The organism is Stappia sp. (genome assembly GCF_965276915.1).
In the GTDB taxonomy this organism is placed as follows: domain Bacteria; phylum Pseudomonadota; class Alphaproteobacteria; order Rhizobiales; family Stappiaceae; genus Stappia.
Genome location: NZ_OZ255709.1, coordinates 3,939,462 through 3,952,032, shown reverse-complemented (window position 1 = coordinate 3,952,032; position 12,571 = coordinate 3,939,462). Strand labels below are relative to the sequence as shown.

General features: G+C 65.9%; 11 protein-coding genes. 10 read left to right on the top strand and 1 reads right to left on the bottom strand.

The features are described from left to right. Positions 1–26: 26 nt before the first annotated feature. From ACQY46_RS18350 to ACQY46_RS18340, 3 genes are all read left to right on the top strand, one after another. A complete protein-coding gene (locus ACQY46_RS18350; RefSeq protein WP_428697443.1) occupies positions 27–1,067 on the top strand; it encodes an aliphatic amidase in 1,041 nt (346 codons plus the stop codon). Between the two features lie 124 nt (positions 1,068–1,191). Continuing rightward, on the top strand, positions 1,192–1,989 hold the full coding sequence (locus ACQY46_RS18345) for a CbbQ/NirQ/NorQ/GpvN family protein (RefSeq protein WP_428697442.1): 798 nt from the start codon (positions 1,192–1,194) through the stop codon (positions 1,987–1,989). Between the two features lie 9 nt (positions 1,990–1,998). Further along, positions 1,999–3,786 carry a nitric oxide reductase activation protein NorD gene (locus ACQY46_RS18340; RefSeq protein WP_428697441.1) on the top strand — a complete coding sequence of 596 codons (1,788 nt, stop codon included), beginning with the start codon at positions 1,999–2,001 and terminating at the stop codon, positions 3,784–3,786. Positions 3,787–3,808: 22 nt separating this feature from the next. Here the strand turns inward: ACQY46_RS18340 and ACQY46_RS18335 are convergent, their stop codons facing one another. Then, a complete protein-coding gene (locus ACQY46_RS18335; RefSeq protein ID WP_428697440.1) occupies positions 3,809–4,432 on the bottom strand; it encodes a TetR/AcrR family transcriptional regulator in 624 nt (207 codons plus the stop codon). 196 nt (positions 4,433–4,628) lie between these two features. On the opposite strand from ACQY46_RS18335, the gene ACQY46_RS18330 reads away from it, so the two are divergent. The 7 genes from ACQY46_RS18330 (at position 4,629) to ACQY46_RS18300 (ending at position 12,474) form a co-directional block, all read left to right on the top strand. After that, complete coding sequence (locus ACQY46_RS18330) at positions 4,629–5,474, top strand: FAD binding domain-containing protein (RefSeq protein ID WP_428697439.1); 846 nt, start codon at positions 4,629–4,631, stop codon at positions 5,472–5,474. After that, positions 5,467–5,979, top strand: coding sequence for a (2Fe-2S)-binding protein (locus ACQY46_RS18325; protein WP_428697438.1), 513 nt, complete (start codon positions 5,467–5,469; stop codon positions 5,977–5,979). Before ACQY46_RS18330 ends, ACQY46_RS18325 begins: the two co-directional genes overlap by 8 nt. Further along, entirely contained in the window at positions 5,976–8,351 is a 2,376-nt protein-coding gene (locus tag ACQY46_RS18320) for a xanthine dehydrogenase family protein molybdopterin-binding subunit (protein WP_428697437.1), read from the top strand. Before ACQY46_RS18325 ends, ACQY46_RS18320 begins: the two co-directional genes overlap by 4 nt. 71 nt (positions 8,352–8,422) lie before the next feature. Next, positions 8,423–9,481: a C4-dicarboxylate TRAP transporter substrate-binding protein gene (locus ACQY46_RS18315; protein WP_428697436.1), complete on the top strand. Its 1,059-nt coding sequence runs from the start codon at positions 8,423–8,425 to the stop codon at positions 9,479–9,481. Between the two features lie 106 nt (positions 9,482–9,587). Next, positions 9,588–10,148 (top strand): TRAP transporter small permease subunit, encoded by a 561-nt coding sequence (locus ACQY46_RS18310; RefSeq protein ID WP_428697435.1) that lies wholly within the window; start codon positions 9,588–9,590, stop codon positions 10,146–10,148. Further along, a complete protein-coding gene (locus tag ACQY46_RS18305; RefSeq protein ID WP_428697434.1) occupies positions 10,145–11,470 on the top strand; it encodes a TRAP transporter large permease in 1,326 nt (441 codons plus the stop codon). The genes ACQY46_RS18310 and ACQY46_RS18305 overlap by 4 nt, the downstream gene beginning before the upstream one ends. A gap of 191 nt (positions 11,471–11,661) precedes the next feature. Beyond that, positions 11,662–12,474 (top strand): class II aldolase/adducin family protein, encoded by an 813-nt coding sequence (locus tag ACQY46_RS18300; protein WP_428697433.1) that lies wholly within the window; start codon positions 11,662–11,664, stop codon positions 12,472–12,474. The last annotated feature ends 97 nt before the right edge of the window (positions 12,475–12,571 follow it).

Here is a 12,571-nt window from a genome sequence, read left to right as displayed (position 1 = left end):
GCCTTTCAAACGGAGGAAACTGACAAATGCTACATGGCGATATTTCCAGCAGCAACGACACGGTCGGCGTCGCGGTCGTCAACTACAAGATGCCGCGCCTGCACACCAGGGCGGAAGTGCTCGAGAATGCCCGCAAGATCGCGGACATGGTCCAGGGCATGAAGGTCGGCCTGCCGGGCATGGATCTGGTGATCTTCCCGGAATACTCGACCCACGGGATCATGTACGACCCCAAGGAGATGTACGAGACGGCCTCCGCCTGCCCGGGCGAGGAGACGGCGATCTTCGCCGAGGCCTGCCGCAAGGCCAATGTGTGGGGCGTGTTCTCGCTGACCGGCGAGCAGCACGAGGAGCATCCCAACAAGGCGCCCTACAACACGCTGATCCTGATGAACAACGAGGGCGAGATCGTCCAGAAGTACCGCAAGATCATGCCCTGGGTGCCGATCGAGGGCTGGTATCCGGGCAACTGCACCTATGTCTCGGAAGGGCCGAAGGGGCTGAAGATCAGCCTGATCATCTGCGACGACGGCAACTATCCCGAGATCTGGCGCGATTGCGCCATGAAGGGGGCGGAGCTGATCGTCCGCTGCCAGGGCTACATGTATCCGGCCAAGGAGCAGCAGGTGATCATGTCCAAGGCGATGGCATGGGCGAACAACGTCTATGTGGCGGTCGCCAACGCGGCCGGCTTCGACGGCGTCTATTCCTATTTCGGTCATTCGGCCATTGTCGGCTTCGACGGGCGCACGCTCGGCGAGTGCGGCGAGGAGGACTACGGCATCCAATATGCCCAGCTGTCGACCTCGCTGATCCGCGATGCGCGCAAGAACATGCAGTCGCAGAACCATCTCTACAAGCTGGTCCACCGTGGCTACACCGGCATGATCAATTCCGGCGAGAGCGACAAGGGCCTGGCCGCGTGCCCCTATGATTTCTACCAGAAGTGGATTTCCGATCCGGAAGGTACGCGTGAAATGGTCGAGGCGATGACCCGCTCCACCGCCGGCACCGACGAGTGCCCCATGGACGGCATTCCCAACGAAAAGACCAAGGTCCACCGCTAGGGGCTCTCCCGGCGTGGGCCGGTTCCGGCGCGGGGGCGGGCAATGTTTGCCCGGGCCCGCGTCTTGCGCCGGAACCGGCATTTCCGACTGTTTCCGTTGCTCCCCGAACCTGTGAAGTCAGATCATGCCGCTTTCCGCCTATCAGATTGCCGAGGAACCCTATTTCGAACCCCAGGGCGGGGAGGTGGCGCTGTTCTCGGCCGCCCACGCCCTTCGCCAGCCGGTGATGATCAAGGGCCCCACGGGCTGCGGCAAGACCCGCTTCATCGAGCACATGGCCTGGCGGCTCGGCCGGCCGCTGATCACGGTCGCCTGCCACGAGGACATGACGGCCTCCGACCTTGTCGGCCGCTACCTGCTGGATGCCGGCGGCACTGCCTGGCATGACGGGCCGCTGACGCTTGCCGTGCGGCACGGGGCGATCTGCTATCTCGACGAGATCGTCGAGGCGCGCCAGGACACGACCGTCGTCGTTCACCCGCTGACCGACGACCGGCGCATCCTGCCTCTGGAAAAGAAGAACGAGCTGGTTCGGGCCCATCCCGATTTCCAGCTCGTGGTCTCCTACAATCCCGGCTACCAGAGCGTGTTGAAGGACCTGAAGGAATCCACCAAACAGCGCTTCGTCGCGCTCGATTTCGCCTATCCCGATGCGCAGCGAGAGGCGCAGATCGTCGCGCGCGAGGCCGGCATCGCCGGTTCCGATGCCGCCCTGCTGGTGCGCATTGCCGAGCGCACCCGCAACCTCAAGGGGCACGGCCTCGACGAGGGCGCCTCGACGCGGATGCTGATCCAGGCCGGACGGCTGATGAAGCAGGGGGTCGGGCTTGCCGAGGCCTGCCACATTGCGCTCGTGTTGCCGATCACCGACGACATGGGCGTGCGCGAGACGCTGGGCGATGCCATCACCGCCTGCGTCTGAGGCCTCGCCATGACCCTGTCACCGCCAGCGAAGCTGGACACCTCCGTCCTCTTGCCGCTTCAGTCTCGAGAGATGGAAGAACGGCCGCTGTCCGAGCGGATCCCGGGGCTGCGGCGCTATCTGGCGGCGCTTTACGGGGTGCGGGCGAGCCTTCGCGCCCTGCCGGGTGCCGACGGGGCGCAGGCCGTGCGCCGGACAAGCCTCGACGGTCGCGTGCTCTTCCTTCCCGAGACCTATCGCGGCTTTCGCGACGAGACCGCGGACCGGCTCTATCTGGCGGCCACCGCCCATGCAGGCGCGCATCTTGCCTTCGGCGGCGCGCGGTTCGAGCCGAAATCGCTCAAGCCCCTGCAGATCGCGCTGGTCTCGCTGCTGGAGGATGCAAGGGTCGAGTGGCTGGCGATGGAGGCGCTTCCCGGGCTTCGCCGGCTCTGGCGCCCCTTCCATGAAGAGCTGGCCCTCGACAAGGACGGGGCGACGGCCACCGCCGAGGTGCTTTTGGCGCGCCTTTCCCTTGCGCTTTTCGATCCGGCAAGGCCACTCGACAATCCCTGGCTTGCCAAGGGGCGCGACATGTTCTTTGCGGCGATGCCCGAATGGGACGATCCGGGAGCGCTGAGGTTGCTCGGCAGCCTCTTGGGCAACGATCTCGGCCAGATGCGTGTGCAGTTCAACGCCAAGACCTATGCCGTGCAACCGGTCTACCGCGACGACAATGCCGGCCTGTGGGAGTTCGACCGTCCACCGCCGCCCGAGGAGGAAGACGCGAGCCTGGCGGAGGCCGTGCGCATCGAGACGCGGGAAAAACCGCCCGAGCCCGGTGAACGCGAGAGGCAGGAGGCGGGGGAAGAGAGCGATCCGCGCCCGGCAAGCCTTTCCCCGCTTGACCCAGACCAGTGGATCGCGGTGGCGCGGATGCCGGAATGGGACCACGGCGCAGGTCGGTTGCGCCCCGACTGGACGACGATCGTCGAGGCGACACCCCGCACCGCGCCGGCAGGCCTTGTCGAGCGCTGGCTTGAGGCGCGGCCGGACATCGCCCGGCGCACCGCCGGCCTGATCCGTCAGGCAAAGGTCGGGCGGCCGGCACGTCTGCGCCGACAAGGCGAGGGCGACCGGCTCGATTTGGATGCGGCGGTCAGGGCCGCGATCGACCTGCGCGCCGGCTTCGATCCGGACACGCGCATCTTCGAGCGCAGTGCCTTGTCGGAGCGGGATCTTGCAATGCTGGTGCTGCTTGATATCTCGGAGTCCACGAAGGACACGATCGGCGGCACGGCGACCTCCGTCTTCTCCGTCCTGCGCGAGGCGGTCGCGCACCTGTCAGCGGCCCTGGCCGAAACGGGCGACCGCTTCGCGCTGCACGCTTTTTGCTCGAACGGTCGGGACGAGGTGCGCTACAGGCGGGTGAAGGAGTTCACGGAACCGTTCGGAAACGCCGCGAGGTCGCGCCTTGCGGGCCTTCGCCCCGGACTTTCGACCCGCATGGGCGCGGCGCTCCGGGTGGCGACACGCGAGGCGGCACGGCAGCTCTCCCATCGCCGGTTGGTGCTGGTCGTCACCGACGGAGAACCCTCCGACATCGACGTCACCGATCCCGCTTATCTGGTCGAGGACGCCCGCAAGGCGGTGCAGGAGGCGGCGAGCGCCGGGGTCGACGTCTTCTGCGTCGGTCTCGACAAGACCGGCGAGACCTATCTGTCGCGCATCTTCGGACGCGGCAATTTCGTGCAGATCGGCAAGGTGGAGATGCTGCCCGACCGGTTGCCGCAGATCTATGTGCGGCTGACGCGGTGAGGCGTCGCGATCCGGGCCGCTGTCAGTCCCGGCAGGGAATGTCGAAGGCGGAGAGGAAGCGGCCAACGGCGGCGCGGATCTCCGGCTCGGAATCGTCCGGGCAGGGCACCTGATAGACGTACCGGCGGATGCCGATATAGACGATGCCGCCATGCAGGTTCCAGATGTCCTCCATCTCCGGTTTTTCCGGACCGGGAGCGGCAAGACAGACTTCCTCCATCAGCGGACGCAGCAGGAGCCCGCTGACGAATTCCAGATAGCGGCGGTTGAGCTCGGCGCCGGCAAGGCCGGAGAACATGAAGATGCGCATCCACTCGTAGCTGAAGATGGCTTGCGTGTACTCGCGGTAGAAGGTCAGCGTCCGCTCGTGGATCGAGCGTGACCTGTCGCCGATCAATGCCGGCCAGTCCGGCGAGATGCGATCGAGATAGACAGCCCGGTAAACGGCCTCGATCAGGTCGGTCTTGGTGTTGAAGTAATTGAAGATCAACGATTGCGTCACACCCAGGCGCTTGGACAGTTCGCGGGTGTTTCCCTCCAGGCCCACTTCGGAGAAATAGGCGGTGGCGCCGGCGATGATCATCGCCCGCCGTTCTTCCGGCGACAGGCGCTTGCGGTCGCCCGAACTCGTCTCGCTTTTCGTCATCCCGCCCGCTCGTTGTGGCCCAGACCGCTGGAAAACCTTCTTGTTCCGGTCGGCATCGCCGCCGTCAAGTTTTCTCTTGCTTTTCGATAAACCGTAATAGATCATTTGATCAATAAAGAAAGACGCCGTTGCCCCATCCGCTCCTCGAGTGAGGAACGCCCGGAGAAGAATGCGGCCGTCGGGGAGGAACATCGACATGAAAGCCGCAGCGGCCGGATACGTCCGGGCGAACGATCTTTCGCATGCCATTTCCCTGCTTGCCGCCTCTGAAGGGCAGGCGCGGGTGCTGGCCGGCGGGCAGAGCCTGATCGCCTCGCTGAACCTGCGCCTTGCCGGCGAAACCGCGCTGATCGACATCAATGGCGTCACGGAACTTTCCGGCATTGCGCTCGACGGGGACGTCCTTCGCATTGGTGCGCTCACCCGCCACCGCGAACTTGCAACGTCAGATCTCGTTGCCCGCCATGCGCCGGCCATTTCCCAGGCCGCGCCGCTTATCGCCCATGCGGCGATCCGCAACCGGGGGACGATCGGCGGTTCGCTCGCCTATGCCGATCCGGCGGCGGAACTTCCGGCCTGCATGATTGCGCTCGACGCGACCATTGTCGTGCAGGGACCGGCCGGTCGGAGATGGATCCGGGCGACCGATTTCTTCATCGACCTGTTCACCACCGACCTTGGCGAGGACGAGATGATCGTTGCCGTCGAGGTGCCCGCATGCGCGCCCGGCGAGCGTCAGGTGACGATGGAGCTCGCCCGGCGTTCAGGCGACTACGCGCTTGCCGGCATCGTGCTGGTCAGGCGGACGCACGGCGCGCGGGTCGCCTTCTTCGGTGTCGGTCCGACCGCGATGCTGGCGCGTGCCGCGATGGCGGTGATCGACCGTGGCGGTTCGCCGGACGAGGCTGCGGCCGTCCTTGACGAGGATATCCAGCCGCTCGACGACGTGCATGCGCCCGCAGCCGTGCGTCTCCACCTGGCGCGTGTGTTGCTGCGCCGTGCCCTCAACGCGATCCGTGCGGCGGAGGTCGATCATGTCTGATATCGCAGGGTTTCCCACCAAGGTGGACATCTCGCTCACGGTCAATGGCGAAAGGGTCGAGGCGCGTGTCGATGTCGCCCGCCATCTCGTCGATTTCCTGCGTCTCGACCTTGGCCTGAGCGGCAGCCATGCGGGTTGCGAACATGGTGTATGCGGCGCCTGCACGCTGCAGGTCAACGGCGAGGTCGTGCGCGGCTGCCTGACGCTGGCGGCGCAGCTCGACGGCGCGGATGTGTGGACCGTGGAGGGCCTGACCGACACCGGTGCCCTGGCCGATCTTCAGGCCGCTTTCGTCTCCCGCAACGCCCTGCAATGCGGCTTCTGTACGCCGGGCATGCTGTTTGCCGCCGCCGACGTGCTGGCGTCGAAGGACGTGCCGAGCCGCGCGGAAATCCGCGAGCACATTTCCGGCAACTATTGCCGCTGCACCGGCTACGAGGCGGTGGTGGATGCCATCGAGGCCGTCGCAAGGTCGCGCGCCGGCAGCGGGGAGGCTTCGGCATGACCATCAATTTCGGCAATCCCGACCGTCCCAACAGCTATATCGGCCGCACCGTTCCGCGCCCCAATGCCCGCCGGCTGGTCGAAGGCCGGGGCCGCTATGTCGACGACATCGTGCTGCCGCGCATGCTGCATGTTGCCTTCGTCCGCAGCCCCCATGCCCATGCGGAGATCCGCGCCATCGATACCGCCGCGGCGGCGGCCGTGCCGGGCGTGCGCCGTGTCTTCACGGGCTCGGATATCGCGGAATATTGCAGCCCCTGGGTTGCCGTTCTCGCTCATCTGAAGGGGCTGAAGTCGGCGCCCCAGCATCCGCTCGCCATGGAGCGCGCCACCTGGACCGGGGAGGCCGTCGTCGCCGTCGTCGCCGACACGCGGGCTGCTGCGGAGGATGGCGCGGCGCTGGTCGAGGTTGAGTACGAGCCGCTTCCCGTCGTCACCGACATCCGCACCGCGCTCGACGAGGCGACGCCGCTGATCCACCCGGAACTTGGCGACAATCTCGCCTTCCGCCGCCTGCATGAGCACGGCGAGGTGGATGCGGTCTTTGCCGGGGCGCACACGGTGGTGGAGGCGAGTTTCAAGACGGCGCGGCACACGGGCGTGTGCGTCGAGCCGCGCTCGATCCTGGCCGATTACAATCCCGCCGAAGGCCAGATGACGGTCTATCACTCGACCCAGGCCCCGCACATGATGCAAAGCGTCATCGCCCAGCATCTCGACATGCCGGAAGGCAGGGTCCGGGTGATCTGCGGCGACGTGGGCGGTTCCTACGGGATCAAGGTGCACGTCTATCCGGACGAGATGGCGACGGTCGCCATTTCCCGCGCCATGGGCCGGCCGGTCAAGTTCATCGCCGACCGGATCGAGAGCTTCGCCACCGATATCCATGCCCGCGACCACGAGATCGATGCGCGCATCGCGGTCGACGGGGACGGCCGCATCCTCGGCATCGACGTCGATGACTGGACCGGCATCGGTCCCTATTCGGTCTACCCGCGGACCTCGGCGATCGAGGGCAACCAGGTGGTCAACCTGTGCGGCGGTCCCTATGATTTTGCCGCCTACCGGGCCCGCACCACGGTTGTCCTGCAGAACAAGGCGCCGACCTGCCAGTACAGGGCTGTCGGCCATCCGATCGCGGTGGCGATCACGGAAGGGCTGGTCGATTTCGCCGCCGAGGCGCTGGACCTCGATCCGGTCGAGATGCGCCGCCGCAACCTGATCAAAGACGATGCCTATCCGTGCACCTCGCCGGCCAACATGCGCTTCGAGGGACTGTCGCATCATGCCTCACTCGCCAAGCTTCTGGAACTGATGGACTATGACGGCTTGCGGGCCGAGCAGGCAGCGCTGAGAGAGAAGGGCGTCCATCGCGGCATCGGCATCGCCAGCTTCATCGAGCTGACCAATCCGAGCCCGTTCATGTACGGCATCGGCGGTGCGCGCATCTCGGCGCAGGACGGCTGCACCGTGCGCATGGATCCCGACGGCAGCGTCGTTGCCATGTCGGGCGTCACCGAGCAGGGGCAAGGGACCGAGGCGATGCTGTCGCAGATCGTCGCCGAGGCCGTCGGCGTGCCGGTCACGCGGGTGAAGGTGGTGACGGGCGACACCCAGACGACCCCCTATGGCGGGGGAACCTGGGCCTCGCGCGGGGCGGGCATCGGCGGCGAGGCCGCGCTTCAGGCGGGCCTTGCGCTGAAGGAGAGCATCCTGACGGTCGCCGCCTCGATGCTGCAATGCGCGCCGGATGAACTCGACATCGTCGATGGCCAGATCTGCGACAAGGCCGGCGGCGAGGCGCGCATGCCGCTCGAGGAGCTTGGCCGGATCGTCTATTTCCGCGGCGACACATTGCCGAAGGACCTGCCGCGCGAGCTGGTGCAGACGCGCCACTTCATCACCTCGGACTATCCGTTCGCCTTCACCAACGGGGTACAGGCGAGCTACCTGGAGGTCGATGCCGAGACCGGTTTCGTCAAGCTCCTGAAGCACTGGTGCGTGGAGGATTGCGGCCGGGTGATCAACCCGCAGCTCGTCGACGAGCAGATCCGCGGCGGCATCGTCCAGGGTCTTGGCGGGGCGCTCTTCGAGGAGTGCCACTATGACGGGGACGGCCAGCTCCTGAACGCCAACATGGCCGACTACCTCGTGCCGATGGCGGCGGAAATGCCAGACATGGTGATCGGCCACGTGGAGACGCCGACGCAGGAATCGCTGCTTGGCGCGAAGGGCGCGGGAGAGGCCGGCACGGCCGGCGCACCGGCCGCGGTGATGAACGCCATCAACGATGCCCTTCGCCCGCTGGGAGGGCGGGTGACGCAGATGCCGTTCACGCCGGCGCGGATCCTGGCGTCGATCGGAGTGAAATGATCCGCACTCGCAAGGGTGCGCATGCCCCCGGAGGAGGGGAGCGAACTGGGAAGAGAACTGGGAGGAAAGTCATGAACATGAAGCATCTCTTCGTGGCCGCGACGATGCTCGGCACGGCCCTCGCCATGCCGGCGGCGGCACAGCAGTCGATCACGGTCAATATCGGTTCCAGCCACCCGGAGGCGAACATCTGGGTCTGGGCGATGAAGAACGTCTTCCAGCCGGAGGTCGACCGCCTGCTCGCCGAAAAGGGCGAGTACAAGGTCAACTGGGTCGAGGCCTATGGCGGAACGCTCTACAAGTTCACCGACACGCGCGAGGCGGTGCGTGACGGCATCGTCGACGTGGGCATGGTCGGCACGGTCTGGGAAGGCGCCACCATGCCGCTCCAGAACGTCACCTATTTCACCCCGTTCGCGACGTCCGACCATTTGCTGCTGATCGACATTTTCGACCGGCTGTCGGACGAGCTGCCGGAGCTGCGCGACAGCTGGGCGGAGCAGAACATGGTGCACCTGTCGTCGCTGATCACCGACAGCTACGATGTCTATGCCAACTTCGAGATCGACACGCTGGCCGATCTGAAGAACCGCAAGATCAATGCACCGGGCACCTCGGCCAACTGGCTGCGCGACACCGGCGCAACGCCGATCGACGGAGCGCTCACCACCTACTACACCAACATCCAGACCGGCGTTTCTGAAGGAGCGCTCTCGTTTGCCTCCGGCATCCTGCCGACAAGGGTCTACGAGGTCGCGCCGAAGCTGACGCGCGTCGGCATCGGAGCCATGTATTTCGGCGGCATCGCGGTCAACAAGAGCTTCTTCGACGGGCTCCCGGCCGATGTCCAGGCCGTCTTCCGCGCCGCCGGCAAGGAGACGTCCAGGCGTCACGGCGCCTACGTGACCGACAAGGCCAACACGGCCATCACGGAGATGCAGGCGGCGGGCCTGGAGATCACCGAACTGTCGGCCGAGGAAAAGCGCAAGTGGGTCAGCAACCTGCCGAACATTGTCGAGCCGTGGCTGGAGACCGGCGGCGACGCGGCAAAGACCGTGCTCAAGGCCTATTTCGCGGCCCTGCGCGAGGCAGGTGTCGAGCCGCTGCGCGACTGGGACGCCGGGCTCTAGGACAATAGCCGTTTCCGAAGAGGACCCCGCCCGGATAGCATCCGGGCGGGGTCCTTGCGCGGCGCGAATACGGCGCAGCAGGCGCGAAACCGGGGAGAGTGGGTGAATGGCCGAGGAGATCGATCTGGAGACGAGCGTCGAGGCGCCGCCCGTGCGCCCGGTGGCGCGTGGTCCCTTCGCCCTGGCGGCCAACGCGCTGGCGGCGATCGGCACGATCTGGATCTTCGTGATGATGCTGGTCATCGTCGCCGACGTGCTCGGGCGCAACCTCTTCAATGCGCCAATCACAGGTGTGGCGGAAGTCTGCGCCCGCTCCGTTGTCGCCATCGTCTTCCTGCAGGTGTCATCAGCGGTGCTCAGCGGCCGCATGACGCGGGCGGATTTCTTCGTGCGCGGCCTTGAACAGGCAAATCCGCGTGTGATGCGTCTTGTCGATGCGCTGTTCGCGCTCGTGGGCGCTGCCGTCTTTCTGGCGATCCTCTACGCGACATGGCCGGACACGGTGGCTGCCTGGCGGGGCAGCGAGTATTTCGGCGTGCAGGGCGTCTTCACCATTCCGACGCTGCCGTTCCGCGCCATCATCATCATTGGCTCCGCCTTCGCGGCCGCCGCATATCTCGCGGTTGCCGTCTCGCATCTCGTTTCTCAACCGAAAGACGACGCATGACCGCCCTGACCATCGGCGTTCTTCTGATCCTCGCGCTGATCTTTTTCGTACTGATGGGCATGCAGATCGCGGTTGCGCTGTTCGCCGTGGCGTTTGCCGGCGTGTGGATCATTCGCGACAATTTCGAGCTCGCCATGCGGCTCCTCTCTCTCACCGCCTATAACGGCATTGCCGACTATCTCTTCGCCACCATTCCGCTTTTCGTGCTCATGGGGCTGCTGGTGAGCATCTCCAATGTCGGTCGCGACACGTTCGAGGTGGCCGAGGAACTGTTGCGCCGGGTTGCGGGCGGGCTCGGCGTGGCGACGGTTGCCGCCAACACGGTCTTTGCCGCCGTCACGGGCGTTTCCATCGCCTCGGCGGCGGTCTTCACGCGGGTCGCCGTGCCTGAGATGCGCCGGCACGGATACCGGGCGGGCTTTTCCGCCGGCACCGTTGCCGGCAGTTCGGTGCTCGGCATGCTGATCCCGCCGAGCCTGCTGCTGATCATTTACGGCGTTCTGGCGGAAGTCTCGATCGGGCGCATGTTCGTTGCCGGCGTCATTCCCGGGCTGATGCTGGCGCTCGGCTTCGTTGTCATGATCGTGCTGCTTGCCCGGTTCCGCCCGGGCTTCGTCTTCACCGACCCGGCGGCGCGCTCGCTGGCCGCCGCGGACGAGCGGCCGCGCCTTTCCGGGCGTGAGGTCGCCGTCAAGCTGCTGCCGATCCTCGCGCTCGTCGTTCTGGTTCTCGGCGGGCTCTACAGCGGCTTCTTCACGCCGACCGAAGCCGGCGGCGTCGGTGCCTTCGGCGCGCTGCTGATCGCGCTGGCGCGGCGCAAGCTCGACCGCCACCGCATCTGGGAAGTCCTGAAACAGACCGGAACGGTCTCCGTCGGCATTCTCATCCTGCTGATCGCGGCCGGCTTCTACAGCCGCATGCTGTCGGTTGCCGGCATCCCCAACGCCATCGGCGACATGGTGCAGACGAGCGGCTTCGGCCCCTACGGCTTTCTGGCGCTCTATGTGGTGCTGCTGCTCCTGCTCGGCATGATCCTCGACAGCAGCTCGATCCTGCTGATCATGGTGCCGATCGCCGCCCCCATCGCCCAGTCGATGGGGTTCGACCTGATCCATTTCGGCATTGTCACGGTGATCGCGGTGGAAATCGGCCTGCTGACACCGCCCTTCGGCATATCGGTCTTTACCGTCCACAACACGCTCGCCGATCCGGATGTCGGGGTGGAGCAGATCTTCCTCGGTACGATGCCCTACATGGCCGTGATGCTCGCCTCGCTTGCCGCAATCGCCGTTTTCCCCGCGCTGGCGCTGGCTCTGCTGTGAGCGGCCCTGCGCCGGCACGATAACTGTTATTGCGCCGGCGCGATTGACCCTCCCGCCGCCTGCATGCGACCGAAAAGGCAACGCCCGCGCAGCATGGCGACCCGGCACAGCCGCCGGGAGCATGCGCGGGAAACCGGGGATCACCGGCGGTGAGAAGACCGGCCCCGGCCATTCTTCAAGGAGGACATGGCATGCTGGATCTCAAGGGCCGCGTATCGATCTACCAGCCGGAGCAGGAGGGGCTTCAGTTCCCCTATGAGCCCGCCTTCGAAAGCGTCGAGCACGAGCGTCGCCACCGCAAGGAGCGCCTTGTGGCCGCCTGCCGCGCCTTCGCCCTGCAGGGCTTCGACTACGGTTTCGCCGGCCATCTCACCGTGCGCGATCCGGAGCGTCCGGAACTCTACTGGACCAATCCGATGGCGGTGCATTTCGCCAAGGTGAAGATGTCCAACCTGATCCTGGTCGATCACGAAGGCACCGTTGTGGAAGGCACTCACGCGGTCAATCGGGCCGGTTTCGTGCTGCATGCCAACGTGCATGAGGCGCATCCCGATATCATCGCCATGTGCCACGCACACACGGTCTACGGCACCGCATTCGCGGCGCTCGCCCGCCCCATCGAGCCGATCACACAGGATGCCTGTGCGTTCTTCGAGGATCACGTCATCATCGGTGACGAGGCCGGCGCGGTGGCGGTCGAGAACCACGCGGGTTCCAATGTCGCGACCGCCTTCAAGGGCGTGAAGGCGGCGATCCACCAGAACCACGGACTGCTGACGGCTAGCCGTCACAGCATCGAGGCGGCGGCCTTCTGGTTCATCGCGCTGGAACGTTGCTGCCAGCAGCAGCTCGCAATCGCCGCCACCGGTATCCAGCCGACTTACGTCAAGCCGGACCGGGCCCGCTACAGCCGCGAACACGTTGGCAGCGAGTATATCGGCTGGCTGCATTTCCAGGCGATCTGGGAGCAGCTGCGCGAGGACAGCCCGGACATGTTCGACTGAGCGCAGTTTCTACAGTCAGGTTGCCCGACCTGGCGGCCGGTGCGCTCCCCGCGTCCGGTCGCCGTTTTTTTCAAGGCCGGCTGACGAACGTTGCCGG